Annotated in this window: 25 protein-coding genes; 13 read left to right on the forward strand and 12 right to left on the reverse strand. The window is 59.1% G+C overall.

The window, feature by feature from the left end:
• Positions 1 to 140 precede the first annotated feature (140 nt).
• From AB7M32_RS23080 to AB7M32_RS23090, 3 genes are read left to right on the forward strand one after another with little or no spacing between them, the layout of a single operon-like run.
• A complete protein-coding gene (locus AB7M32_RS23080) occupies positions 141 to 839 on the forward strand; it encodes a CoA transferase subunit A (protein WP_060741476.1) in 699 nt (232 codons plus the stop codon).
• A 35-nt stretch (positions 840 to 874) separates the two neighbouring features.
• Entirely contained in the window at positions 875 to 1,540 is a 666-nt protein-coding gene (locus AB7M32_RS23085; RefSeq protein WP_003180355.1) for a CoA transferase subunit B, read from the forward strand.
• An 11-nt stretch (positions 1,541 to 1,551) separates the two neighbouring features.
• Positions 1,552 to 2,733 (forward strand): acetyl-CoA C-acetyltransferase, encoded by a 1,182-nt coding sequence (locus AB7M32_RS23090; protein WP_060741475.1) that lies wholly within the window; start codon positions 1,552 to 1,554, stop codon positions 2,731 to 2,733.
• A gap of 366 nt (positions 2,734 to 3,099) precedes the next feature.
• Here the strand turns inward: AB7M32_RS23090 and AB7M32_RS23095 are convergent, their stop codons facing one another.
• Genes AB7M32_RS23095 through AB7M32_RS23120 form a run of 6 tightly spaced genes read right to left on the reverse strand, consistent with a single transcriptional unit; the run spans position 3,100 to position 9,051 of the window.
• The gene (locus AB7M32_RS23095) at positions 3,100 to 4,842 is read right to left on the reverse strand and encodes an ABC transporter substrate-binding protein (protein WP_072406969.1); all 1,743 of its coding nucleotides are present in this window, start codon (positions 4,840 to 4,842) and stop codon (positions 3,100 to 3,102) included.
• A gap of 48 nt (positions 4,843 to 4,890) precedes the next feature.
• On the reverse strand, positions 4,891 to 5,163 hold the full coding sequence (locus AB7M32_RS23100) for a DUF2160 domain-containing protein (protein ID WP_053123382.1): 273 nt from the start codon (positions 5,161 to 5,163) through the stop codon (positions 4,891 to 4,893).
• Positions 5,164 to 5,173: 10 nt separating this feature from the next.
• Positions 5,174 to 5,974: a carbohydrate ABC transporter permease gene (locus tag AB7M32_RS23105; protein ID WP_060741473.1), complete on the reverse strand. Its 801-nt coding sequence runs from the start codon at positions 5,972 to 5,974 to the stop codon at positions 5,174 to 5,176.
• Positions 5,975 to 5,984: 10 nt separating this feature from the next.
• Entirely contained in the window at positions 5,985 to 6,851 is an 867-nt protein-coding gene (locus AB7M32_RS23110; RefSeq protein WP_030142069.1) for a carbohydrate ABC transporter permease, read from the reverse strand.
• Entirely contained in the window at positions 6,848 to 7,957 is a 1,110-nt protein-coding gene (locus tag AB7M32_RS23115) for an ABC transporter ATP-binding protein (protein ID WP_072406971.1), read from the reverse strand. The genes AB7M32_RS23110 and AB7M32_RS23115 overlap by 4 nt, the downstream gene beginning before the upstream one ends.
• The gene (locus AB7M32_RS23120) at positions 7,957 to 9,051 is read right to left on the reverse strand and encodes an ABC transporter ATP-binding protein (RefSeq protein ID WP_072406974.1); all 1,095 of its coding nucleotides are present in this window, start codon (positions 9,049 to 9,051) and stop codon (positions 7,957 to 7,959) included. Before AB7M32_RS23120 ends, AB7M32_RS23115 begins: the two co-directional genes overlap by 1 nt.
• A 420-nt stretch (positions 9,052 to 9,471) precedes the next feature.
• On the opposite strand from AB7M32_RS23120, the gene AB7M32_RS23125 reads away from it, so the two are divergent.
• Positions 9,472 to 11,316, forward strand: coding sequence for a sigma-54-dependent Fis family transcriptional regulator (locus AB7M32_RS23125; RefSeq protein ID WP_072406976.1), 1,845 nt, complete (start codon positions 9,472 to 9,474; stop codon positions 11,314 to 11,316).
• 106 nt (positions 11,317 to 11,422) lie between these two features.
• Here AB7M32_RS23125 and AB7M32_RS23130 read toward each other — a convergent pair whose 3' ends face one another.
• Entirely contained in the window at positions 11,423 to 11,935 is a 513-nt protein-coding gene (locus tag AB7M32_RS23130) for an anti-virulence regulator CigR family protein (protein ID WP_454251494.1), read from the reverse strand.
• 509 nt (positions 11,936 to 12,444) lie between these two features.
• Here AB7M32_RS23130 and AB7M32_RS23135 point away from each other — a divergent pair.
• The 6 genes from AB7M32_RS23135 (at position 12,445) to AB7M32_RS23160 (ending at position 18,362) form a co-directional block, all read left to right on the forward strand.
• The gene (locus AB7M32_RS23135; protein WP_454251495.1) at positions 12,445 to 13,983 is read left to right on the forward strand and encodes a class I adenylate-forming enzyme family protein; all 1,539 of its coding nucleotides are present in this window, start codon (positions 12,445 to 12,447) and stop codon (positions 13,981 to 13,983) included.
• Between the two features lie 19 nt (positions 13,984 to 14,002).
• The gene (locus AB7M32_RS23140; RefSeq protein WP_454251496.1) at positions 14,003 to 15,034 is read left to right on the forward strand and encodes a class I SAM-dependent methyltransferase; all 1,032 of its coding nucleotides are present in this window, start codon (positions 14,003 to 14,005) and stop codon (positions 15,032 to 15,034) included.
• On the forward strand, positions 15,027 to 16,211 hold the full coding sequence (locus AB7M32_RS23145; protein ID WP_454251497.1) for a hypothetical protein: 1,185 nt from the start codon (positions 15,027 to 15,029) through the stop codon (positions 16,209 to 16,211). The genes AB7M32_RS23140 and AB7M32_RS23145 overlap by 8 nt, the downstream gene beginning before the upstream one ends.
• Before the next feature lie 19 nt (positions 16,212 to 16,230).
• Positions 16,231 to 16,617: an ectoine synthase gene (locus tag AB7M32_RS23150; protein ID WP_092327232.1), complete on the forward strand. Its 387-nt coding sequence runs from the start codon at positions 16,231 to 16,233 to the stop codon at positions 16,615 to 16,617.
• A gap of 39 nt (positions 16,618 to 16,656) precedes the next feature.
• Positions 16,657 to 17,868: an MFS transporter gene (locus AB7M32_RS23155; protein WP_454251498.1), complete on the forward strand. Its 1,212-nt coding sequence runs from the start codon at positions 16,657 to 16,659 to the stop codon at positions 17,866 to 17,868.
• A 287-nt stretch (positions 17,869 to 18,155) separates the two neighbouring features.
• A complete protein-coding gene (locus tag AB7M32_RS23160; RefSeq protein WP_454251499.1) occupies positions 18,156 to 18,362 on the forward strand; it encodes a hypothetical protein in 207 nt (68 codons plus the stop codon).
• A 51-nt stretch (positions 18,363 to 18,413) separates the two neighbouring features.
• Here the strand turns inward: AB7M32_RS23160 and AB7M32_RS23165 are convergent, their stop codons facing one another.
• Both AB7M32_RS23165 and AB7M32_RS23170 read right to left on the reverse strand, forming a co-directional pair.
• Positions 18,414 to 18,722: an AzlD family protein gene (locus tag AB7M32_RS23165; protein WP_092443208.1), complete on the reverse strand. Its 309-nt coding sequence runs from the start codon at positions 18,720 to 18,722 to the stop codon at positions 18,414 to 18,416.
• Entirely contained in the window at positions 18,719 to 19,429 is a 711-nt protein-coding gene (locus AB7M32_RS23170; protein WP_454251500.1) for an AzlC family ABC transporter permease, read from the reverse strand. Before AB7M32_RS23170 ends, AB7M32_RS23165 begins: the two co-directional genes overlap by 4 nt.
• 203 nt (positions 19,430 to 19,632) lie before the next feature.
• On the opposite strand from AB7M32_RS23170, the gene AB7M32_RS23175 reads away from it, so the two are divergent.
• Positions 19,633 to 20,061 carry a GTP pyrophosphokinase gene (locus tag AB7M32_RS23175; RefSeq protein ID WP_454251501.1) on the forward strand — a complete coding sequence of 143 codons (429 nt, stop codon included), beginning with the start codon at positions 19,633 to 19,635 and terminating at the stop codon, positions 20,059 to 20,061.
• 220 nt (positions 20,062 to 20,281) lie between these two features.
• On the forward strand, positions 20,282 to 20,710 hold the full coding sequence (locus AB7M32_RS23180; protein ID WP_454251502.1) for a DUF2628 domain-containing protein: 429 nt from the start codon (positions 20,282 to 20,284) through the stop codon (positions 20,708 to 20,710).
• Positions 20,711 to 20,830: 120 nt separating this feature from the next.
• Here AB7M32_RS23180 and AB7M32_RS23185 read toward each other — a convergent pair whose 3' ends face one another.
• The 3 genes from AB7M32_RS23185 to AB7M32_RS23195 all read right to left on the reverse strand — a co-directional run bounded on the left by AB7M32_RS23185 (position 20,831) and on the right by AB7M32_RS23195 (position 22,904).
• Positions 20,831 to 21,424, reverse strand: coding sequence for a hypothetical protein (locus tag AB7M32_RS23185; protein ID WP_454251503.1), 594 nt, complete (start codon positions 21,422 to 21,424; stop codon positions 20,831 to 20,833).
• Between the two features lie 8 nt (positions 21,425 to 21,432).
• The gene (locus AB7M32_RS23190) at positions 21,433 to 22,104 is read right to left on the reverse strand and encodes a hypothetical protein (RefSeq protein WP_454251504.1); all 672 of its coding nucleotides are present in this window, start codon (positions 22,102 to 22,104) and stop codon (positions 21,433 to 21,435) included.
• A gap of 350 nt (positions 22,105 to 22,454) precedes the next feature.
• Positions 22,455 to 22,904, reverse strand: a complete 450-nt coding sequence (locus AB7M32_RS23195; protein ID WP_454251505.1) for a PACE efflux transporter — start codon at positions 22,902 to 22,904, stop codon at positions 22,455 to 22,457.
• Between the two features lie 106 nt (positions 22,905 to 23,010).
• Between AB7M32_RS23195 and AB7M32_RS23200 the strand changes: the two genes are divergently transcribed.
• Positions 23,011 to 23,949, forward strand: coding sequence for a LysR substrate-binding domain-containing protein (locus tag AB7M32_RS23200; protein WP_072406993.1), 939 nt, complete (start codon positions 23,011 to 23,013; stop codon positions 23,947 to 23,949).
• The last annotated feature ends 69 nt before the right edge of the window (positions 23,950 to 24,018 follow it).

The raw sequence follows: 24,018 nt of genomic DNA on the forward strand, positions 1-24,018 counted from the left end.
GCTCCTACGGAGTTCCTAACAGAGGAAGGCAATTGTTGAGTTTTATCAATTAATCCAACCTAAAAATCAACTTAACAAATATATGACTTGGCGCAACACTGCATCTCATTGCGACCCCATCAAGAATAAAAGAGGTGTCTATGGCAGGTTTCGACAAACGCGTGAGCTCTTATGAACAAGCGCTGGAAGGCTTGAAGGACGGCATGACCGTCATCGCCGGCGGCTTCGGCCTCTGCGGTATTCCGGAAAACCTGATCGCCGAGATCAAGCGCAAGGGCATCCGCGACCTCACGGTGGTGTCCAACAACTGCGGCGTCGACGGTTTCGGCCTCGGCGTGCTGTTGGAAGACCGGCAGATCCGCAAGGTGATCGCCTCCTACGTGGGCGAGAACGCCCTGTTCGAGCAGCAACTGCTGAGCGGCGAAATCGAAGTCGTGCTCACCCCCCAAGGCACCCTCGCCGAAAAAATGCGCGCCGGCGGCGCCGGCATCCCGGCGTTCTTCACCGCTACAGGCGTCGGCACGCCCGTGGCCGAAGGCAAGGAAGTGCGTGAGTTCCATGGCCGCCAGTACCTAATGGAAGAATCCATCACCGGCGACTTCGCCATCGTCAAAGGCTGGAAGGCCGACCATTTCGGCAACGTGATCTATCGTCACACCGCCCAGAACTTCAACCCGCTGGCCGCCACGGCGGGCAAGATCACGGTGGTGGAAGTCGAGGAAATCGTCGAACCCGGCGAGCTGGACCCGACGCAGATCCACACCCCTGGCATCTACGTCGACCGGGTCATTTGCGGCACGTTCGAAAAACGCATCGAACAGCGCACCGTGCGTAAGTGATCCCCTGCCCCCGGCCCGAATGAAGGAATAAGTACATGGCACTTTCCCGCGAACAAATGGCTCAACGCGTCGCCCGCGAAATGCAGGACGGCTACTACGTGAACCTGGGCATCGGCATTCCGACCCTGGTCGCCAACTACATTCCCGAAGGCATGGAAGTCATGCTGCAGTCGGAAAACGGCCTGCTCGGCATGGGCGCGTTCCCCACCGAGGCCGAAGTCGATGCCGACATGATCAACGCCGGCAAGCAGACGGTCACCGCGCGCATCGGCGCGTCGATCTTCTCTTCGGCCGAATCGTTTGCCATGATCCGTGGCGGCCACATCGACCTGACCGTACTCGGCGCATTCGAGGTGGATGTCGAAGGCAACATTGCCTCGTGGATGATCCCCGGCAAGCTGGTCAAGGGCATGGGCGGTGCGATGGACCTGGTGGCCGGCGCCGAGAACATCATCGTCACCATGACCCATGCGTCCAAGGACGGTGAGTCAAAACTGCTGCCCCGTTGCAGCCTGCCACTGACCGGTGCCGGTTGCATCAAGCGTGTGCTGACCGACCTGGCCTACCTGGAAATCCAGGACGGCGCCTTCATCCTGAAAGAACGTGCCCCAGGCGTCAGCGTCGAGGAAATCGTCGCCAAGACTGCCGGCAAATTGATCGTGCCGGACCACGTGCCTGAAATGCAGTTCGCTGCCCAGTGAGGAGAGATTCGATGCAAGAAGTCGTGATTGTCGCCGCTACCCGTACCGCCATCGGCAGCTTCCAGGGTTCGCTGGCTGCCATTCCCGCGCCGGAACTCGGTGCTGCGGTGATTCGTCGCCTGCTGGAGCAGACCGGTTTGTCCGGCGAACAGGTCGATGAAGTGATTCTCGGCCAGGTACTGACCGCAGGTTCCGGGCAAAACCCGGCACGCCAGGCGTCGATCCTCGCCGGCCTGCCCCATGCGGTGCCGGCGCTGACCCTGAACAAGGTCTGCGGTTCGGGCCTCAAGGCCTTGCACCTGGGGGCCCAGGCGATCCGCTGTGGCGATGCCGAGGTCATCATCGCCGGCGGCATGGAAAACATGAGCCTGGCCCCGTATGTACTGCCGGCCGCCCGCACCGGCCTGCGCATGGGCCACGCGAAGATGATCGACAGCATGATCACCGACGGCTTGTGGGATGCCTTCAACGATTACCACATGGGCATCACCGCCGAGAACCTGGTGGACAAGTACGGCATCAGCCGCGAGGAGCAGGACGCCTTCGCCGCCGCTTCCCAGCAGAAGGCCGTCGCCGCCATCGAGGGGGGTCGGTTTGCCGATGAGATCACGCCGATCCTGATTCCCCAGCGCAAAGGCGATCCCGTGGCGTTCGCCACGGACGAACAACCGCGCGCCGGTACCACCGCCGAATCCCTGGGCAAGCTCAAGCCTGCCTTCAAGAAGGACGGCAGCGTCACCGCGGGCAATGCGTCCTCGCTCAACGATGGCGCCGCCGCCGTGATCCTGATGAGCGCGGAAAAAGCCAAGGCCCTGGGCCTGCCGGTGCTGGCGAAAATCAGTGCCTACGCCAATGCCGGCGTCGACCCGGCCATCATGGGCATTGGCCCGGTCTCGGCCACCCGTCGCTGCCTGGACAAGGCCGGCTGGTCGCTGGAGCAGTTGGACCTGATCGAAGCCAACGAAGCCTTCGCCGCCCAGTCGCTGGCCGTGGCCCGGGAACTGAAATGGGACATGGACAAGGTCAATGTCAATGGCGGCGCCATCGCCCTGGGCCACCCTATCGGCGCGTCGGGTTGCCGGGTCCTGGTGTCGCTGCTGCATGAAATGATCAAGCGCGACGCCAAGAAAGGTCTCGCGACCCTGTGCATCGGCGGCGGCCAAGGCGTGGCCTTGGCGCTGGAACGGGCATAACCGACACGGGCTCAACGGTGGTTGCACGGACCCACGAATATCCGTGCAGCCACTGGCACCACCACCGGCACAACCTCGGTTGCGCCGGTTTTTTTTGCCTGCTGGTTTATGTGATGGCTTGCCGGCCTCATCGCGAGCAAGCTCGCTCCCACAGGGGAACTGTGGTGTATGCAGCATTCATGGACACCGCCAATCCTGTGGGAGCAGCTCCCACAATGGATTTTGGGTGTACGCAATATCCAGGGTCACCACCAAACCCTGTGGGAGCGAGCTTGCTCGCGATAGCGGCGGGTCTGTCTGTTGCGGTAAGCCCTGAGCCAAAAAAAACGGCACCTTTCGGTGCCGTTCGTTTTCACATCCGGGGCTTTACTTGCGTGCCGCCTCCCATGATTTCAGCAGCTCGGTGTAGCTCACGGTTTCGCCTTTAGGCTTCTCGTTCGCCAGTTTCGGCTTCGGTGCGCCCGGTTGGTCGAACCAGTATTGCGCGTCGCGCTCAGGGTTCATCTTAGGCGCGCAGGTGGCTTGGGCCTTGGAGCGTTCCAGGCGGGTCATGATCGCATCCTGATCCTTGGCCAACCCGTCGAGGGCCTGCTGCGGCGTTTTCTCGCCGCTGGCAGCTTCGGCGATGTGGCTCCACCACAATTGCGCCAGGCGTGGGTAGTCCGGCACGTTGGTCCCGGTCGGGGTCCATTGCACGCGGGCCGGGCTGCGGTAGAACTCCACCAGGCCACCGAGTTTCGGTGCCAGGTCGGTCAGCGCCTGGGAGTTGATGTCCGACTCACGAATCGGCGTCAGGCCAACGATGGTCTTCTTCAGCGACACGGTCTTGGACGTCACGAACTGCGCATAGAGCCAGGCCGCGAGTTTCTGCTTCTCTGGCGTAGACTTCATGAACGTCCAGGAACCCACGTCCTGATACCCCAGCTTCATGCCCTCTTCCCAATACGGGCCGCGTGGCGAAGGCGCCATGCGCCATTTAGGCGTGCCATCGGCGTTCATCACCGGCAGGCCCGGCTTGGTCATGTCGGCAGTAAAAGCTGTGTACCAGAAAATCTGCTGGGCGATGTTGCCTTGGGACGGCACCGGGCCGGACTCGGAGAAGGTCATGCCCGCTGCTTCCGGCGGCGCGTATTTCTTCATCCATTCCACATATTTGGTGGTGGCGAACACGGCCGCAGGACCGTTGGTGTCGCCGCCACGGGTCACACTGGAACCGACCGGATGGCAGTCTTCGACGCGAATACCCCACTCGTCCACTGGCAAACCATTGGGCAGGCCCTTGTCGCCGCCACCGGCCATGGAGAACCAGGCATCGGTGAAGCGCCAGCCCAGGGACGGGTCTTTCTTGCCGTAGTCCATGTGCCCGTAGACGCGCTTGCCATCGATCTCCTTGACGTCTTCGGAGAAGAACTTGGCGATGTCTTCATAAGCCGACCAGTTCACCGGCACGCCCAACTCGTAGCCGTATTTCTCCTTGAACTTGGCCTTCAGGTCCGCACGTTCGAACCAGTCGGCACGGAACCAGTACAGGTTGGCGAACTGCTGGTCGGGCAGTTGATAGACCTTGCCGTCCGGCGCGGTGGTGAAGGAAATACCGATGAAGTCCTTGAGGTCCAGGGTCGGCGAGGTGAAGTCCTTGCCTTCATTGGCCATCAGGTCAGTGATCGATTCGGTCTTGCCGTAGCGGAAGTGCGTACCGATCAAGTCCGAGTCGTTGACCCAGCCGTCATAGATATTCTTGTCCGATTGCATCTGGGTCTGCAGCTTCTCCACCACGTCGCCTTCCTGGAGCAGGTCGTGGGTCAGCTGGATCCCGGTGATTTCGCTGAAGGCCTTGGCCAACACCTTGGATTCATATTCGTGGGTGGCGATGGTTTCCGACACCACATTGATTTTCATCCCGCGAAACGGCTGGGCGGCCTTGATGAACCATTTGAGTTCTTCGAGCTGCTGCTCGGCTGTCAGGGTCGACGGCTTGAATTCACTGCCGATCCATTTTTTAGCGGCGTCTTCATAGGCGTCGGCCCAGGCCGTAGCGCTCAGCCCGCTGAGCGCCAGCATGGCTGCCAATGAAACGCTATGTCGCAGCTTATTGTTTTTATCGAACATAGAGACCTCCTGTTTGGGTTTAAGAGCCTGATCGTCGAATTGTCGCGATTAGCCCCACCGCATCACTGCCAACAGCCACACCCAAGACAACGCGAACGCTATCCAGATGCTCCAGTCGGTGGCGCCGATCACCAGCAGGTGCAGGTAGGCGCTACCGAGAAGACCGATAAACAACCGATCGCCACGGGTGGTGGCAATCGGCAGGAAACCACGCCGAGGGATGCTCGGCGAACGCAGTTCCCACGTGGTCATGCCTGCCAGTAGCAGGGCGATGACTCCAAAAAAAGCCGCCGTCGGGCCGGTCCAGTTCATCCATTCCATCATCGACTCCTCAGACCCGGCCCAGGGCAAAGCCCTTGGCCACGTGGTTACGAACGAACCAGATCACCAGCATGCCCGGCAGGATAGTCAATACCCCCGCCGCCGCCAGCACCCCCCAGTCGATACCGGATGCAGATACCGTACGGGTCATGACCGCCGCGATCGGCTTGGCATTCACCGAGGTGAGCGTGCGCGCCAGCAACAGTTCGACCCAGGAAAACATGAAGCAGAAAAATGCCGTGACACCGATGCCGGAGCCGATCAACGGAATGAAGATCTTGACGAAGAACTTGGGGAAACTGTAGCCGTCAATGTAGGCGGTCTCGTCAATTTCTTTCGGCACCCCGGACATGAAGCCTTCGAGGATCCACACCGCCAACGGCACGTTGAACAGGCAATGGGCCAGGGCCACGGCGATATGGGTGTCGAACAGCCCGATGGACGAATACAGCTGGAAGAACGGCAACAGGAACACCGCCGGTGGGGCCATGCGGTTGGTCAGCAGCCAGAAAAACAGGTGCTTGTCCCCCAGGAACCGATAGCGGGAAAACGCATAGGCGGCCGGCAACGCGACGCCCAGGGAAATCACCGTGTTCAGGCTCACGTAGTACAGCGAGTTGAGATAACCGGTGTACCAGCTCGGATCGGTGAAGATCACTTTGTAGTTGTGGAAAGTGAAATCCTGCGGCCACAGGGTCAGGCTGCCGAGGATCTCGGTGTTGCTCTTGAACGACATGTTCAGCAGCCAGTAGATGGGCACCAGCAGGAACAGGATGTAGATCAACAGCGGTATCAGCTTTTTCTTGCTCATTGTGCGGGCCTCAACGGTTGGCGTCGGAGTGCGTCATGGCGGTGTAGAACAGCCAGGACACCAACAGAATGATCAGGAAATACACCAGGGAAAACGCCGCCGCCGGGCCCAGGTCGAATTGGCCGATGGCCATTTGCGTCAAGGTCTGGCTGAGGAACGTGGTGGCGTTGCCCGGCCCGCCGCCGGTGAGTACGAACGGCTCGGTGTAGATCATGAAGCTGTCCATGAAACGCAGCATCACGGCGATCAGCAGCACGCTCTTCATCTTCGGCAGCTGGATGTGACGGAACACGGCCCAGTTCGACGCCCGGTCGATCCGCGCGGCTTGATAGTACACGTCGGGAATCGCTCGCAGCCCCGAATAGCACAGCAGCGCCACCAACGAAGTCCAGTGCCAGACATCCATCACCAGCACGGTGACCCAGGCGTCCATGGTGTTGGCCGCGTAGTTGTAGTTGATGCCCAGGCCGTTGAGGGTCGAGCCCAGCAAACCGATGTCGGCGCGGCCGAAAATCTGCCAGATGGTGCCCACCACGTTCCACGGGATCAGCAGCGGAATCGCCAGGATGATCAGCACCAGGGACGACCATTTACCCTTGGTCGGCATGGTCAGGGCGATGGCGATGCCGAGGGGAATTTCAATCAGCAGCACGCACGCCGAGTAAATGAACTGGCGCAGCAGCGAGTCGTGCAGCCGCGGATCGAGCAGCACCTGCTTGTACCAGTCGGCGCCGACGAAGTAGCGGCTGGATTGGTCGAAGATGTCCTGCACCGAATAGTTGACCACGGTCATCATCGGAATCACGGCGCTGAAGGCCACCAGCAGGAACACCGGCAATACCAGCCACCAGGCCTTGTTGTTTTGCACCTTGTTCATGGCTGCACCTCGCTCAGCGGTTCCAGCAGGTATTCATCGGCATAGACCATCAGCCATTGGGCCGGAAAACTGATGTACGCCGTGCCTTCGGGCACGGGCTTGTCTTCGGCCAGGCGGACCTTCAGCGGTGCGCCATCGAGGTTGAGGGTCAGGATCTTGTAGGTGCCCAGGTCTTCGACGTGCACCACGTCAGCCTGCATCGCGTCGTCGTAAGGGCCATCCCAGACATGCACGAACTCGGGACGGATACCGACCTTCAGGCTTTTGCCTTCGGCTTCGGCGACACGACGTTGCAAGGTTTCCGACAGCGGCAAGTGGGTCGAAGCGAAACCGACACCGCCGGGCTGTGCGGTGACCTCGATCAGGTTCATCCCCGGGCTGCCGATGAAGTAGCCGACAAAGGTGTGGCTCGGGCGCTCGAACAAATCCCGGGGCGTGCCGAACTGAACGATCTGGCCGCCGTACATGACCGCGATCTTGTCGGCGAACGTCGAGGCTTCCAACTGGTCGTGGGTGACGTAGACCATGGTGATGTTGAACTGCTCATGGATCTGCTTGAGCTTGCGTCGCAGTTTCCATTTCAGGTGCGGGTCGATCACCGTCAGCGGTTCGTCGAACAGGATCGCCGACACATCGTCGCGCACCAACCCGCGGCCCATGGAGACTTTCTGCTTCTCATCGGCGGTGAGGTTGCGGGCCTTTTTGTCCAGCAGGCTCTGCAGGTCCAGGACCTCGGCGATTTCCTGCACCTTGGTGTGGATTCGCGCTTCGGCCATGCCCTGGTTGCGCAGCGGGAATGCCAGGTTGTCGAACACCGTCATGGTGTCGTACACCACCGGGAACTGGAACACTTGGGCGATGTTGCGGTGTTCGGGGGTCAAGTCGTTGACGACTTTGCTGTCGAACATCACCTGCCCTTCGGAAGGGCTGAGCAAGCCGGAGATGATGTTGAGCAAGGTGGACTTGCCGCAGCCCGAGGGTCCGAGCAGCGCATAGGCGCCGCCCTGCTCCCAGATGTGGTTCATCTCGCGGATCGCGTAATCCTCGGGGCCCGCCGGGGTGCTGGTGTAGCTGTGGGCGAGGTTCTGCAAACGAATTTCAGCCATCAGGCAACCCTCGCGATACGCTGCCCTGGGGCTTGGACCAGCTTGCCCTGGGCGTCGAAAACAAACAGTTTGTGGGTCGGAATGTAGATGCGAATCGGCGCGTCCACGTCGTACTCATGCACCCCTGGCAAGTGCAGCACCAGCAGGAAATGTTCGTTGCGCACGTGCAGGAACGTCTCCGAGCCGCTGATCTCGGCCACTTCGACGGTCACCGCCAGTTCGAGGTCGTCGTCGTTGCTCGGCACCAAGGAAATATGGCTGGGGCGCACGCCGAAACGGAACTCGCCCTCGCCCACCGGGCGCAGGTCGACGTTCAGCGGGAAGTGCACGAAATTGGCGAAGCTGACTTCATTGCCGGCGATACGACCCGGCATGAGGTTGATCGGCGGTTCGGAAAACAGCTCGGCGGCCAGCACGGTTTGTGGCTGGTGATAGACAGAAGACGACTTGCCACTCTGAATCACCCGGCCCTCATGCAGGATCGTGGTGGTGCCGCCCAGGGCCAGCGCTTCGTTAGGCTCGGTGGTGGCGTAGACGGCGATGGTGTGGCGGGCCTGGAACAGCTCGCGCATTTCCTGGCGCAGCTCTTCACGCAGCTTGTAGTCCAGGTTCACCAGGGGCTCGTCGAACAGGATCAATTCAGCGTCCTTGACCAGCGCCCGGGCCATGGCTGTGCGCTGCTGCTGGCCGCCGGACAACTCCAATGGATGACGTTTGAGGAATTTCTCGATCCGCAGCATCCTGGCGGTTTCCAGCACCTTGCTCTGGATGACTTCATCGGACACACCGGCCTGGCGCAACGGCGAGGCGATGTTTTCGAAAACGGTCATGGTCGGGTAGTTGATGAACTGCTGGTAAACCATCGACACGTTGCGCAGCCGCACCGGGCGGTTGGTGACGTCGACGCCGTTCATCAGGATGCGGCCGCTGTCGGGCTTGTCCAGACCGGCCATCAGGCGCATGAGGCTGGTCTTGCCGGACAGCGTGCGGCCCAACAGGACGTTGAAGGATCCGGGTTCGAAACTCAGATTGGCATCGTCGATCCAGGTCTGGCCTTCGACGGTGCGACAGATGTGCTCAAGCTTTAATGACATGGCTCGGCCTTTTTATTATTTGGAGTCAAGCGACCCGAGTTGCAAAGCGAAAGCCGTGCCAGAAATCACAACCCATTGACCTGGCTTATTTTTTTAAAAAAACCTGAGAACAACACGTTCGCAGATGAACGCAAGTGAACAACCAGGACTGAACAACTGAACAATTCACGGGTTGACAATGAACAATTTTGAACAACACTGAATGAACGTTTTCGGTTAGCCTGGCCATGCCCTTTGTGGGAGCGAGCTTGCTCGCGATAGCGATGTGTCAGTCACATCGACGCTGCTGATCCACCGCTATCGCGAGCAAGCCCGCTCCCACAAGGTTTGTGTATTACGTGCTATTCAGGCTTGCCCTAGCACAAGGAGTCTGTGCGAGACTTGCCACAACAATAAAAACAGCACCTGCGAGAGTGCCCCATGGCCGCACCTGCCCCTGCCTTGTCCCACGAGGCCATCATCCAGGCCTCCTGGTCCCGTTGCCGCGCCTTTGGCCTGAATCACCAGAGTGTGCCGGCCTTCGATCAGTTGCCCGCCCAAGGCATCGCCCAATTGCTGGAGAGCCAGCATTCGCTGGTGCAGACCACCCATCAGGAGGTCTTGCCGTATTACGAGAACATCCTGAGCAACTCCAACTGCCTGATCATGCTGGCCGACAACCAGGGCCAGGTGTTGACCTCTTGGGGCACCCAGCGCTTCATCGAGCCGAAACTGGCCCATGGCTTCAGCGCCGGGGCGAGCTGGATGGAGCGCTGTACCGGCACCAACGCCATCGGCACCGCGCTGGCCTGCGAACAGGCAGTGCACATCGAGCACGATGAACACTTCCTCAAGGCCAACCGCTTCATGACCGGCTCCGCCGCGCCGATCTTCGATGCCGAGCGCAAGGTCATCGCCGTGCTGGACGTCTCCAGCGACAGCTACCTGCCGCCGTCCCACACCCTGGGCATGGTCAAGATGATGAGCCAGACCGTGGAGAACCGGCTGATCCTCAACTTGTTTCGCGGTGAACACTTCCAGCTGACCTTCAACACCGGCTTGAACAACCTCGACAGCCAATGGGCCGGGCTGCTGATCTTCGATGAGAGCGGCCAGGTGCTTTCCGCCAACCGCCGGGCCGACAACCTGCTGGGCCTGAGCCTGTCACGGGTGAGCATTGAAAGCCTGTTCAAGGTTTCGTTGCTGGAACTGCTGAACCAACCTGACGGCCTGCCGTTCGCCCTGCAAGCGTCTGGCAGCAATCGATTCCAGTGCTTGCTCAGGCGCCCGAGCCAGGTGTCGATCAGGGCACGGGTCTTCACCGAGGCGACGCCTGCGCAAGCCCCCGCCAGCAACGCCATCAGCCTCAATACCCTGCACTTCGGTGACAACCGTGTGGAAAAAGCCGTGCGCCAGGCCGAGCGCTTGCTGGAGAAGGACATTCCGCTGCTGATCCATGGCGAGACCGGCGTCGGCAAGGAAGTGTTCGTCAAAGCCCTGCACCAGGCCAGCTCGCGCTGCAAGCAGCCGTTCATTGCCGTGAACTGCGCGGCGATCCCCGCCGAGCTGGTGGAGTCGGAGCTGTTCGGTTATGAAAAAGGCGCGTTCACCGGCGCCAACCAGAAAGGCAGCATCGGCCTGATCCGCAAGGCCGACCGCGGCACGCTGTTCCTCGACGAAATCGGCGACATGCCCCTGCCGACCCAGGCCCGACTGTTGCGGGTCTTGCAGGAGCGTTGCGTGCAACCGGTGGGCAGCGCCGAGTTGTTCCCGGTAGACATCCGTATCATCTCCGCCACCAACCGCTCGCTGCGCGAACAGGTGCAGCTAGGGCGGTTTCGCGAAGACTTGTACTACCGCATCGGCGGCCTGACCCTGGAACTGCCGCCCCTGCGCGAACGCAGCGACAAGCAGGCGCTGTTCAAACGCCTCTGGGAACACCACCGCGAACCGACCCAATGGGCCGGCCTGAGCCGTGAAGTACTGGACTTGTTCGAACGCCATCCTTGGCCGGGCAACCTGCGACAAGTCAGCAGCGTACTGCAAGTAGCCCTGGCGATGGCCGAGGAACAGCCGATCCGGCCGGAGCACCTGCCCGACGACTTTTTTGTCGATCTGGAAATGGAGCCGGTGGAAACACCGGAGCCGCTGAGGGTAGACCTCAACGATGCCGAAGACTTGAACCGCCAATTGCAGGCCGTGGGGGGAAATATTTCACACCTGGCGCGACGGCTGGGGGTCAGCCGCAACACCCTGTACAAACGTCTGCGACAACTGGAAAACTGATACAAACCCTGCCCATAGCCGATTGCGTGAACATCCGCTCCCACAGGAAGTTCGCTTCACTGACTGGCACCGCTGCAAAGAGGTGCCAGTCAGTTGGAACACCGGGTCAGTCGAACGCGCCATTGAGCACTTCGTAGATGATGCCGCTGGCGATCGCCACCAGGATCAGGTCCGTGCCGACCTGCTGCCATTCATAACCGTCATAGTGCGGCAACCGTCCCAGCAGCCGGCCATCAAGCTTCTTGGCGATGCCGGGGGGCAACGGCTTGCCTCGGGCCAGGTTTTTCTGGATACCCGGCGGCAGTGCCGGGCCGGGGCTCCAATAATCGCGATAGCCGCCAATCACACCCAGAATGCCGCCACGGTCAATGCTCGGGCCGTTGTGCCAATCGCCGCCACCACCGCCTTGGTTTCCCTTGCCGCCCTGGTTGCCCTTGTTGCCGGGATTGCCCTGCCCCCCCTTGTTGCCCTGCCCGCCTTTACCTCCTTGCCCGTGGCCCTGGCCTTGATCGAATTGTGCGTTGCCCTTGCCGTTACCCGGGTCCGCCACGACAACCTCGGAACCCGCCACCAGGGCAAGGCAGGTTACAGCTGCAATCAACGAGCGTGATATGAACATGGTAATGCTCTCAAGAAAGGGAATATCCCCCTGTCAATGTAGACGATCGGCACGGTCATCGGTTCGTGCAGCCGCAACCGCGGATACCAGCTCACACAACCGAGGCCATATTCAGTTTTTATCAGCACTCGGGACTACTGAGTTACAAGAATATTCTTACTTAGGCTGAAGACTGATATTTAGGCAATTTCCCACACTTTCTGCGGACATCTAACATTGTCACGACACCGTGACAAAAACCTTGCGCCAGCTCGGCCCGGCAAGCTTGACAGTCAAACTTCTGAATGGAACTATCAGGCCGACTTCAAGCTACAGCTTCATCATGGATGGCAATAAAAACAACAAGGAGATCACGCTTATGCCGCCTCTCGGTATCCCACTGCCTATCGCCTCTGAATACTCTTCTCGACCCTGCACTGGCGTGTATTTTTTCTCACCGATAAGTATCGCCGTCCTGGTGAGTCTTCGATTCAATTGAAACAACAGGCAGTTAATGCAAGGGATCGCTGATGCCTCTTTTTCAACATTTCTTCGAAAACAATGCCCGTCTTACGCCTGGTAAATCAGCACTGGTAATCGACGGTGTCCACACTCGGTATGACGCCCTGGAAAAGCGCGCCACATCGATCGCCGCTTTGCTGATCAAGTGCGGCGTCAAGCGTGGCGACCGTGTGGCCCTATACTCGCGGATCAGCGCAGACTTGATCGCGGCGTTTCTGGGCGTATTGAAAATCGGCGCAATCACTGCCGCGACGCACCCCACCTACAGTCTTAGCAAACTGCTCTATCAACTGGAGCACACCGATGCCCGGGTGTTGCTCACTGATCGCTACGAGGATCCAGTGACGCTGGCCTCGGCGGCGAACCTGGAGACAATCCTTGTGTTCGGTGCCACCCAGGACCTCCCGGCAGACGCCCCCAGCCTTGGGAACGCCTTGGAAACATTGACTCCGGAGGACCTGGAAAAACCGCTTCCCACTATCGACGAACGCCTGCCGACCTCGATCTTCTACACCTCCGGATCCACCTTCAACCCCAAGGGCGTGGTGGTCAACCACCCCATCATGATCGCGGCCGCGACCAGCGTCATCGATTACCTGGGCAATACCGCCAGCGATGTCATCCTTAGTTACTCGACCCTGGCTTCCGACTACGGCGTCTACAACATCATGATGCCGTTGTTCTTTGGCGGCACGGCCGTGATCGAAAGCCAACCCGCGAACTGTGCCGACGACGTGCTCGAAGTGATCAGGCGAGAACAGGTGACCGCCCTGCATGTCTTCCCACCGGTGTTTTTCCTGCTGGCCAGCATGGGCGAGCATTGGCAACGGCAATTACCCTCGCTTCGTTATATATCCAGCAGTGGCCAACCGCTTTATCCACGGCACATTCAACAAATAAGACAGGCACTTCCCAACGTCGATATCTTTTCCAACTACGGTCTTACCGAATGCAAGCGAGTCAGCTATCTGCCACCAGCCGATATTGCACAGTACCCCGGCTCGGTGGGCAAACCGCTTAAAGGCGTACATGCCGTGATCGTCAACGAACATGACGAGCCGATTACAGAACCGGACGTGGTCGGCGAACTTCTGGTGAGCAGCGACTATTTGATGCTGGAATATTGGAAGATGCCTGAAGAGACAGCCAGGGCATTCAAATACAACTGTTTCGGCCGGGACAGGTATTACCGTACCGGCGACTTCTTCCGGAGGGATGCGCACGGTTATCTGTATTACGTCTGCCGGAAAGACGACCTGTTCGCGCGAAATCTGTGGAAAGTGAACCCACGGGAAATCGAACAATGCCTGGCGTCCCACCCTTCGGTCGCACAGGTCGTGGTGGTCCCCGTCGCCGACGAGTCCGCCGGGTTCGTCCCCAAGGCCTGCGTCGTGTTGGAAGCCGATTGCCAGGACACAACGGAGCAGGCGCTGCTGGAACACTGCCAGGCGTCACTGGACTGGCACATGGTACCGACCCAGTGCGTATTCATGGACACGTTGCCAAAAACCGACTCGGGAAAGATCACCGCCAAAGGACTGATCTGATATCAGGGAGCGATAAAAAATGGACATCACACCACCGGCCACTCCTTTCAGCCCGGACGAAGACCTTAAAAGCAGCTCGATGCTGCACCTGGCCGATCACTTCCATCGCTTGGCCACCGGTGCGACCCAGGTTCCGGCGCAGTCGTTGACCAGCCATCTGCGAAACACCATGGCCGATGCCGACCTCGTGGCCTACCACGACCGACTGGTGGCGGACGCCGGCCCGCTGTTCCTGCACTTCCTGGCGAGCGTTCCGTACATCCTCGAAGAAATGGCGAGAATCGGCGTCGCCCTCACGCGGCTCTCCCAGGCCCAGCAGGCTGATGAGCCTCGAACCTTCAGTTTTTTCGAGATCGATGCGTTTGATGGCAGCAACGGGCGCGCACTCGCTGCGCATTCCCAAGGCTTGATCAACACCTTCACCACCTCGCCCAACACAGCCAACCAACCTCACTTCGACCGGTACGCCGACCCGACGCGTTCCCTGTTCTATCCCCAGTCGTTCCTGACCCTGCAACCCCGACTGTTCGCGGAAGCGCCTTACAGGCGATTCCAGGAAGGGTTCGATTACGTCTATGAAACCGCGGCCTTCCAGTTCTATAGCCGCGACCGCAAAGCCCAGGTCAATCACATCAAGCCCTTGCTGAAGCCCGGTGCCCTGGTGTTTTTTCTTGAAAAGCTCAACCACGAGGATGTCGGGCAGTACCTGGAGCGCGAGCGGATGAAAGACAACGGCTTCAAGACGCGCTATTTCACCCAAGAAGAGATCGACTGGAAACGCCAGCAGATGCTGGAGCAGATGCAAAACGGCCAAGTGCTGATGCCCGAGCTTGTCGAAGCGCTGTCCAGTCATTTCAAACACGTCTATCTGCTATGGAACAGTACGAATTTTTATGAGTTCGTTGCCACGGACGATAGGGCCCGACTCGAACAATTCCTCGACCTGCTAGGTCCGATCCACCAGCCTGAAGGGTTTTGCTTCGAAGCTTCGACCATTGGCTATGTGAATCGCGCCCCGCTGCCGCGTGAAGAGGAGCGCGCCGATGCGTGACGAAAGCATGCACGGCCTCGACGAGGCGATCCGGCCAACGCCGGTGGAGCGAGTCCGACAACGCCTGGCGCACTGGCAGCAACGCGCGGCCGAGGCCGAGCGGAATCGAACATTGAGCCAGGCGACGTTCGACGAGTTGTTCGACGATGGGTTGCTTGAACTGGTCTCCCCTCGCCGTGAGCCCTTGGACACGCCCGGCTGGCCCGTGCTGATGGAGGCTTCGCGGCTGGCCGCCCGCGCCTGCGCCTCGACGGCCTGGATGATCAGCCTGGTGGGTGGACATGCCGCCATTGCCGGTCGCCTGAGCCAGGCATGCCAGTACCGGCTGTTCGAGGAGGGGCGGTCGCAGCTATTCGCTTCCGCATCGGTCGGCCCTCACAGCCGGTTGTCGGCGGACGCGGACGGTATTCGGGTCAACGGCACCTGGCGCTTCAGCTCGGGGATCGAGCACGCCACCTGGCTGTTGCTCAACGCCCCCGTGACCGATCACGACGGCACGCCCGGTCCGGAGCGGATGCTGCTGGTGGTGTCGACCCGCGACGTGGAGATACTGGACACGTGGGACACCTTCGGCATGGCGGCCACGGGCTCGCACGATGTGTTGTTGCGGAACATCCTGGTACCCGCCGAACAGGTGTTCCGCCTTGAGGAGATCTTCGCCCATCGCATGAGCGAATTACCAGGCGACTACCTGTACAGCGTGCCGATCGTGCCTTTTATCACAACATCCCTTCTCGGGCCCGTGCTGGGCTGTGCCGAAGGGGCTTATGCCTGTCATCTCGAATCGCTGAGGCAGCAGAAAACCCCAGCCTCGGCCCAGGCCAGGGAACGGCTGGCCCACAGCGCCGCGCAATTGTCGGCCGCGACGGCCTTGTACACCGCACTGGTGTCCGGGCTGCATGAGTCCGGCCTGGCGCGACGGCCGTTGTCCATGGACGAACTGCTGCGGCTCAAGCGTGATCGCAGCTACGTGGCGCGGCTTTGCCTTCAAGCCATCCAGCGCCTGGTGGAACATGCGGGCGCCTCGTCCATGACCCGCGACAACCCGCTTCATCGTCATTGGCGCGACCTGCAGGCCATGGTGGCGCACCGGGACGTCCATTGGGACAGCGCCATGCTGGGTTACGCCGACTTTGTCGTCGATGCGCTGGCCTGCCCGACACTGATCACGCCGTAATATCACCCAGGAGACAGGTATGTTTGTTCGCAACAAATCCGACATCGAAAAAACCGCCCACTTCGTCGAGTGGGGAGCCGGCACCAGCCATCGGTTGCTGACCGAAAAAGACGGCATGGGCTACACCGTGTGCCATACCGTGGTGCGCGCCGGCACAGAGTCATTGCTGCACTATCGCAACCACCTCGAAGCCTGCTACTGCATTGCTGGTGAAGGTGAAGTCGAAGACATGGAGGGCAACGTGTACCCGATTCGCCCCGGCGACATCTACGTACTCGACCAGCACGATCGTCACTACCTGCGCGGCGGGAAAGACCAGGACCTGATCCTGGTCAGCGTCTTCAACCCGCCCCTCAAGGGCGACGAGCGACACAACCTGAATGATGCGTCCGGCTCTGCCTATTGAGCGTCAACCGGCTCCCCCGCTCCTCGACACGAGAACACCATGCGCAAGGATTACCTGGCTTTTTTCACCTCAATGTTCCTCTCCCGGCTGGCCGACCAGATACTGTTGTTCATCGTCCCGCTGATTGTGTTCCAGACCACCAATAGCGTTTCCTGGGCGGGCCTGGCCTTCTTCGTCGAGTCCCTGCCGCGCTACTTGTCGTTCCCGATTTGCGGCGCCCTGTGCGACAAGTTCTCGCCCATCCGCATCCTGCATATCAGCCAGGTCTATCGCGCCGCGGCGTGTGTCGCGGCGGTGGTGCTGTACGCGATCTTTGGCGGCATCTACTGGATCGTGGCCCTCTCGGCGTTGTGTGGCGTACTGACCACCCAGGGCATCATGGCCCGCGAAGTGGTGATGCCCTACATATTCAAGCACTACACCTACACCAAGACCCTGTCGTACTCGCAAATCGCCGACCAGACCGGCCTGGTGCTGGGCCCGTTGCTCGCCGCGCTGATGCTTGAGGTGTGGGCATGGCACTGGGTAGTGCTGGCGATTGCCGGGCTGTTCCTGCTGGCGGACCTGGCGATGCTGTACTGGCAGCGCACCAGTTCGGTCACCCTGGAAACGTTCGAGCAACATCACGACCTCTGGCTCAACCCGTTGCGCATCGCTTTCGGCCATATCCGCAACCTGGCGGAACTGAAGAAGGTCATCAGCCTGGCAGTGGGCGTCAACCTGATCATCGGTGTCACACTCGCCACTTCGGCGGCCATGGTCATCGGTCAATATAGCGCCGGCAAGGACTATTACGCCGCGGTGCAGGCGGCCGGTGCCGTGACCACCATCGTCATCCTGTTCTTCCTGGCGCGGGTCACGCTGCCCTTGAAATTGCTGGGTGCCCTGTCCTACACGTCGATTGCCGCCGGTGCGTTCATCACCGCGTTCAGCCCCCATGCTTGGGGCTATGTGGTCGGTTTCCTGCTGGTCGTCGGCTTCGACAAGATGTTCAACGTGTACATGCGCAGCATCCGCCAACAAGTCATTCCGCCCCAGGATTTCGGCAAGACCGTTGGCGTCATTACGCTGCTCAACAACTTATCCCAACCGCTGGCAGGCCTGTTGGTCGCAGTGCTGGCCGCGCCGATCGGCACGCAACAGGTGATCCTGCTGCTGGCATTCGCCACCAGCCTGATCGGCATCGCAGTGATCGTGGCATTTAAAAAAGCGACACCCGCGCCGGCAGCCTATGGCGTCGATCCGGAGTGATCGAGATTGACATAGAAGACGTGGACCGGCCCGGCACACACAATCGTTTCGAATGGGTCGGTTTGTATTATCAGTGACTTATTGTTGAGGCATGGTTGCAACGTTGCAACGTCGAACGCGTCTGTTTGGGTGCTTTCCCCGCCATTCGTCGCTTGTCGAACGTTACGGCCAACCGATGACAAAGTCTGGCTTAGGGTTTGCACCGGCTTGCTCCAGCAGCCAAGAACGACGTAATTCTGACGCGGCGGCAAATCAATCAATGCTTGGTCAGCAAACGGAGATGTACCGTGTCAACTCTCAACGAAATCGCAGCGAACCACGCGAGAATGGCAAAGGCAAAGGAAGAAGAGTCGATGCGGCTGAGTGCGCTTCAGGGACAGGTGGTGGGGAGTTTCGAGATTGCGTCCAACGAGACGAAACCAGACATCCCCCTGCACCTCCTGGCGGGTGTGCAAGAGCACTCGTTCGGGGAGGCCGCTGCACTCACCTACTGACCTGCGCATCAATTGGATTCATCGCCCGCGGCGGGCGGGCGACTCCCTGCTTCACAATTGCCTGGCTAAAGCAGCGGCCAGGATGCCGGCGGCAATCGCCGGCAAGGGCTTTTTCAGTATCAGCATGATGACCGCTGTGGTCAGCAGGGCCAGCCGCGCACCGTTGTCGCCTTTAACCGCCAGTGGCGCCAGCACCGCCACCAACACCGAGCCGGACATGGCCGTGATGAACTGCTGCACCCGATAGTTGATCGGCACGAAGGACATCACAAAAACACCGCCCCACCGAGTCGCCAATGTCACGGCGGCCATTATCAATACGACCAGCAAGGTGCCATACCCCGCCGTTTCAATATTCATTGTTTTTTCTCCATCCACAGTGCTCCCAGAATGCCCCCCGCCAAAGCCCCCACCACGACATGACTGTTAGCCGGTAAATACCAATAGGCCAACAGCGATGAGCAAGCCGCCACGGTCCAGATGATGAGCATGCGCAGGTTCTTTTTCCCGCCCACGACCATCGCCAACAAGAAACAGCCCATCACCATATCGAGCCCGAAACTGACCGGGTTCTCGATAGCGCTGCCAAAATGAAGCCCCAGCCAACTCCCCAGAATCCAAGTGACCCACAGTGCAATGCCGCCGCCAAATAAAATCCCCAGTCCCGGCTTGCCCTGACTGAACGCCTGCATCGCCATGGCCCAGTTGGCGTCCGAGACAACCAGCATCACACCGTAGCGTTTGGCGACGGGTAACTCCCGCAGCCACGGGTAAAGCGTAGCGCCCATCAACAAGTGCCGGGCGTTGATGGCGAAGACGGTGATCATCAGCGGAACCACTGGCACTTGCTGCCCCCACAGATCCAACGCGGCAAATTGAGAAGCGCCGGCGAAAACCAAGGTGCTCATGAGCACGGCTGACGTATCACTCAAGCCCGTTTGCGCAGCCGCCAGGCCGAAAGCAACGCCGAACACGACGACAAAAAGAGCGAGGGGGATCAGTTGCTTGAAACCGTCGTAAATGTGCTTCAGCTTTAACTCATGCAAATGGGGTTGTTCGCTCGCCAAAACATCGCCTCTTCTGGTTATTCACGGTGAAAAAGCTGGGAGTATGAAGCTGAATCTTCATGGCGAAAACTTCTTGGCGGACCTATATCCGTCAACTCGGCGAATCCTATCCGTCGTAAAGCCCGCGATGAGCGCGTACCGTGCCCATTTCCCGATTCAAAATGGACGTCATTCAAACTGCCACTACGCCATAGGTGAATACCATGAGCACCCTTGAAAAAGCGATATCGATTGCCGCGCTGGCCCATGAAGGGCAAGTGGATAAGGGCGGCGCTCCTTACATTTTGCACCCCCTGAGGGTCATGCTGCGCCTGGCCCATGACGAAGAGCGCATCGTGGCGGTGCTGCACGACGTGGTCGAAGACACCGCGACAACCCTCGCCGACCTGCGCGATGAAGGCTTCAGCGATGCAATCCTGAGCGCCATCGACGCGCTCACCAAACGCGAAGGCGAGACTTACCAGGCCTTTATCGAGCGGGCTGCACGCGACCCGATCGCGCGCCGAGTGAAACTGGCTGACCTTGCGGAAAACAGCGATTTATCCCGCATAAGCGAGCCAAGCCAGAAAGACCTGGATCGAATTGAAAAGTACCGCAAGGCGACTGACTACCTGACGGTCTTGCCGCAGTAGGTGCCATTGAAACAAATAGAGTGAAGCGCGTCACAGACCAAGCGACCGCCCAAGCTGCCAATGCGGAATGTTCAACATCAACGGTCATAAAGCGGCAAAATAAACAACCCGGACAACTCGCTCGAATCTTCGACAAAACCAAAGCAACCAATGCTCTGGACCAGAGCACAGGATTTCTTGGAAGAAAGACAACTATTTATGGAAAACAGGAGCCTTGAAAATGAGCACGACTGAACAAGTACAAAGCACGGGCAAATACAGCGCCAAGTGGCAGGAACGATTCGACTTCTTTGACACCTACGGTGCGCCAAACGACTCGCGCTACAAGGAAGCCGTCAAGACGCTGCCTGGCGTCAAGAAGAAAATCCTCATCAACGCCAACGTGATTGCGTTTTTCTTCGGCCCTATCTATTTATTTGTCCTGGGGCTCTGGAAGAAAAACCTGGCCCTGCTGGGTATTTTCCTGGCGATCAATATCGCATTGAGCGTGATTTTCGCACTCATCGGCATGGAGTTTCCCCGTCCCTTGAGTACAGGCCTGAGCATCGCCATGTCGATGATGTACGCACTCATGGCCAACTACGCGTACTACCTCAAAGAAGTGAAGGGCGAGCAAGGCTGGAACCCGTTCAAAGGCATGCGTCTCTGATTGCAGGCTCGGCTCACCAACAGCCCGCACCTTGTCATGAGTGTGCGGGCTTGTTTAATGATCATCGGGACCGCTAGTGCTGACGCTAGAGACAACCCACGCCAGACGCAATGCAGAGGTTTATAAACTCTTCTGATCAATCCCAGCCCATCCGAGCGATTGAGAGAACGACTCGTCCAATACTACTTCCTGTATCGGAGACACGTTTTTATCGATACCAATCGTCCTGAATCTTAAAACGCTGCCCCTGAGCATCTGTTTAAGAATTGCCTTGGCTTTGTCCCCTCCAGTCACTGCGCAACCACCCAATATTTTGTGAATATTCAAACCCTGCGCCTGAGCTTGTCTTGTGAGCTCCGAACGTGGTTCCACTTCATATTCCAGAGATGGCTTCCCCAAGATCATAGGTGTCTCCTGAGACGAGATTGTCCATACCTCGTTCTGATCAATCCATATTTGAGCCGTTACGATCGGAATCCGAACATCTCCATCGGACATCAGTCCGACATAGATCTCTTCGCCCTCTTTACGTACAACTGGAAATATGTTCGAAATATTAAGAAACGAGTTACCCGCTGTGTAGTTTCCAGTCGTGACGATCAAACTGGTTCTTTTGGGGAATACTTCACTCTCACTGGATATCTTCCAGGCGGGCCCCGTCGTGCACCCGCTCAGAATCGCGATTGCGATCGCGACGACCATAGTCCGCTTCATACGGTCTCCTAAATCCAATTGTCGTAACGATTAAGCAGAATATTATCCATCTGCCTAAGGCTGATTTCCCGGCCAAGTTCTTCTTCAAACAGGCTACGAACGTGTATGTAGAAGCTTACGTAGGTTGCGTAATTTTTTGACATGCCCGCCGTGGTCGGAGCGAAAACAAGCCCCTCCTCATCCGCGATCCACTTCAACGCTTCCCTGGCTCGCGAATCAACCATTGGAAACAAAGTCGGATAATGGAAGTGCAGATACTTCGAAGCGAAGCTGCTTGCGTCCTTGTTAGTGACGGCACTGATGGCCTCGCAGAGCCGAGAATGCACCTTATCCACGGCGGTACAGACAGATCCGGCAAGCCTTTCCCCGACTGGAAGAAGGGACGCTTCCAAACCTACGTCTGAGCTGCAAATAGATTTAGCCAACCGCGAATAGAAGCCTCCTGTGGAGCCTTCATAGCCATCCTCCTCATCCTTGGTGCGACGCTCGACCGATGCCGCCAGACTGCGACCAATGATCAGCGCCTTTGAAGCCACCTGCGCATGATCGGTATGGCTGGGATTTTCTCGCACGAAGTTGTAGAGCGCTTTGTTGGCCGGTATGAATATGCCACACCCTTGGTCCGTGCCGATAAACTCGTCAGTCAGATAATGGCGTTTTTCCTTTTGTAAAAATTGCATGCATCTCTCCTTAGGTGAGCGCTAATCATGCCACTTAATCGCCACTACCTGGAGAGCTGCTGCCTTTCGAACGTAACCGCCCGGTCCCCCACCTTGCGCCGAGAGGCTAACCCTTTCTTGGTGTAGCCTTTGCCGGACGATACTTTTCTACAGCAGGGAGAGCTGATGAAGCCTGTGGAACGATGGCGACGACGAGTGGGTCACTGGCTACAGCTACGGATTCTATGTATGGCTGTCCTCTTTTTTATGGCTGGCACTATTAGCCGCTCGAAAGACCAGAAGGGACAGCCAAGCAAGTGCCTGCCTGGATTCCCGTTAACGTTCCGCCCGTACAAATTCATACCACTGACTCAGCGGGCGCTAGAGACAGAACCCTGATCAGCCTGCGCCGAAAGCGGAACATCGAACACTCGATCGAATACCCATTGAAAAACCAGCGCGTAAAAAAAGAAAAACACGAACAACCCCAGGTTGGTCACCAGCGCCAGCCACAGGCTGATGCCCAACCATGCGCTAATCACCGGAGTGAGGATCAACGTCAAGCCGCCTTCAAATCCGAGGGAGTGAAGCAGTCGTCGCTTCCAGTTGCGACGGCGGCTGGGTTGGCGGCGCTCCCACCACTCGAATAGGCCGTTGAAAAGCATGTTCCAGGCCAGCGCGACAGCAGAAATCACCAGCGACAGCAGGGTTGAATACCCCATCCCTTGTTCGTAGGTCAGCGCGAGCGCCGGGGCCACAAACAGCACACCGCCGGCTTCGTAGAGGATGGCCTGGAGGATTTTACGGGGTGTGCCTTGCATCGGTGGGCTCCTGAGCCGGGTTGGAAGACCACAGCCTGGCAAGTTGAGCACCCGCGCACAATTGAGCTAAATTGAGCCACGCTCAACCTGAGTAACCTACCCGCCCATGTTCGCCAAACTGCCCCTCACCGCCTTGCGCGGCTTCGAGTCCGCCGCACGGCTGGGCAGCTTCAAGGCGGCGGCTCAGGAACTGAACGTCAGCCCGGCGGCGATCTCCCACCAAGTCAAAAGCCTTGAAGCCTTCCTTGGCGTGCGCCTGTTCGATCGCTCCAGCCAAAACGTGCGCCTGAGCGCAGACGGCGAGCGCCTTCACCCTTATATGCACCGCGCCCTGCTCGATATTCAGCAAGGCCTGCAGATACTGTCGCCAACGTGTGCCGCGCAGTCCCTCGTGGTGAGCACAACGCCGGCGTTCGCCAGCCTGTGGCTGATACCTCGGCTCGGGGACTTTCATCGGTTGCACCCGGAGATCGACGTGAGGCTGCACAGTAGCAACGATGTGGTGGACCTGCGACGAGACGCCAGCATCGACCTGGCGATCCGCGCCCTGTTCAGGCCGGATCCACAGCTGTTCGAGCAGCCCTTGTTGGATGAGCACTTTGGTGTTTATTGCCGCCCCGGTTGGCAACCACCCGCGGCGGGCTCGCCTGTTGAACTGATCGACGTGCCATGGCTGAGCAGCGCAAACGTCGCAATCGACTGGCCTGCATGGTGCGCCAAGGCCGGTACCCTCGGCTGGCTGGAGCGCGCGCGTTTGCGGCGCTATGACGAAGAACAGCATGCCCTGCAAGCGGCGATCGCCGGGCACGGGTTGGTGCTCGCCAGCAATGTGCTGGTTGCTGAGGCGGTTGCGCGTGGGGAGCTGGTTGATTATCGCCCCGAGGTTCGCTTGGCGGGTGCGCGGTATACGGTGGTGTGCGTGCCGGGGCGGGAGCGGCAAGTGGAAGTGCGGGCGTTTAGTGAGTGGTTGTTGGGGCGGAGCATCGCAAAACCGGATGCTCCTGCCAGCCTCACCCCGGACCAGGAAGGGAAACTTATCCCCTGAATCTGTGGCCGTACGAGGATAGCCGATCCTGTGGCCTCTTCTGCACAGAAGAACAACGAAGCCGATCCG

The organism is Pseudomonas sp. R151218B TE3479, assembly GCF_053629195.1.

Excerpts from the sequence above, each read along its gene's own strand:
- AB7M32_RS23085 (WP_003180355.1), top strand. The coding sequence starts at position 875 with ATGGCACTTTCCCGCGAACAAATGGCTCAACGCGTCGCCCGCGAAATG.
- AB7M32_RS23195 (WP_454251505.1), bottom strand. The coding sequence starts at position 22,904 with ATGCAAGGCACACCCCGTAAAATCCTCCAGGCCATCCTCTACGAAGCC.
- AB7M32_RS23125 (WP_072406976.1), top strand. The coding sequence starts at position 9,472 with ATGGCCGCACCTGCCCCTGCCTTGTCCCACGAGGCCATCATCCAGGCC.
- AB7M32_RS23150 (WP_092327232.1), top strand. The coding sequence starts at position 16,231 with ATGTTTGTTCGCAACAAATCCGACATCGAAAAAACCGCCCACTTCGTC.
- AB7M32_RS23090 (WP_060741475.1), top strand. The coding sequence starts at position 1,552 with ATGCAAGAAGTCGTGATTGTCGCCGCTACCCGTACCGCCATCGGCAGC.
- AB7M32_RS23140 (WP_454251496.1), top strand. The coding sequence starts at position 14,003 with ATGGACATCACACCACCGGCCACTCCTTTCAGCCCGGACGAAGACCTT.
- AB7M32_RS23165 (WP_092443208.1), bottom strand. The coding sequence starts at position 18,722 with ATGAATATTGAAACGGCGGGGTATGGCACCTTGCTGGTCGTATTGATA.
- AB7M32_RS23115 (WP_072406971.1), bottom strand. The coding sequence starts at position 7,957 with ATGGCTGAAATTCGTTTGCAGAACCTCGCCCACAGCTACACCAGCACC.
- AB7M32_RS23110 (WP_030142069.1), bottom strand. The coding sequence starts at position 6,851 with ATGAACAAGGTGCAAAACAACAAGGCCTGGTGGCTGGTATTGCCGGTG.
- AB7M32_RS23135 (WP_454251495.1), top strand. The coding sequence starts at position 12,445 with ATGCCTCTTTTTCAACATTTCTTCGAAAACAATGCCCGTCTTACGCCT.
- AB7M32_RS23155 (WP_454251498.1), top strand. The coding sequence starts at position 16,657 with ATGCGCAAGGATTACCTGGCTTTTTTCACCTCAATGTTCCTCTCCCGG.
- AB7M32_RS23105 (WP_060741473.1), bottom strand. The coding sequence starts at position 5,974 with ATGAGCAAGAAAAAGCTGATACCGCTGTTGATCTACATCCTGTTCCTG.
- AB7M32_RS23080 (WP_060741476.1), top strand. The coding sequence starts at position 141 with ATGGCAGGTTTCGACAAACGCGTGAGCTCTTATGAACAAGCGCTGGAA.
- AB7M32_RS23095 (WP_072406969.1), bottom strand. The coding sequence starts at position 4,842 with ATGTTCGATAAAAACAATAAGCTGCGACATAGCGTTTCATTGGCAGCC.
- AB7M32_RS23130 (WP_454251494.1), bottom strand. The coding sequence starts at position 11,935 with ATGTTCATATCACGCTCGTTGATTGCAGCTGTAACCTGCCTTGCCCTG.
- AB7M32_RS23175 (WP_454251501.1), top strand. The coding sequence starts at position 19,633 with ATGAGCACCCTTGAAAAAGCGATATCGATTGCCGCGCTGGCCCATGAA.
- AB7M32_RS23100 (WP_053123382.1), bottom strand. The coding sequence starts at position 5,163 with ATGGAATGGATGAACTGGACCGGCCCGACGGCGGCTTTTTTTGGAGTC.
- AB7M32_RS23145 (WP_454251497.1), top strand. The coding sequence starts at position 15,027 with ATGCGTGACGAAAGCATGCACGGCCTCGACGAGGCGATCCGGCCAACG.
- AB7M32_RS23180 (WP_454251502.1), top strand. The coding sequence starts at position 20,282 with ATGAGCACGACTGAACAAGTACAAAGCACGGGCAAATACAGCGCCAAG.
- AB7M32_RS23120 (WP_072406974.1), bottom strand. The coding sequence starts at position 9,051 with ATGTCATTAAAGCTTGAGCACATCTGTCGCACCGTCGAAGGCCAGACC.
- AB7M32_RS23200 (WP_072406993.1), top strand. The coding sequence starts at position 23,011 with ATGTTCGCCAAACTGCCCCTCACCGCCTTGCGCGGCTTCGAGTCCGCC.
- AB7M32_RS23190 (WP_454251504.1), bottom strand. The coding sequence starts at position 22,104 with ATGCAATTTTTACAAAAGGAAAAACGCCATTATCTGACTGACGAGTTT.
- AB7M32_RS23185 (WP_454251503.1), bottom strand. The coding sequence starts at position 21,424 with ATGAAGCGGACTATGGTCGTCGCGATCGCAATCGCGATTCTGAGCGGG.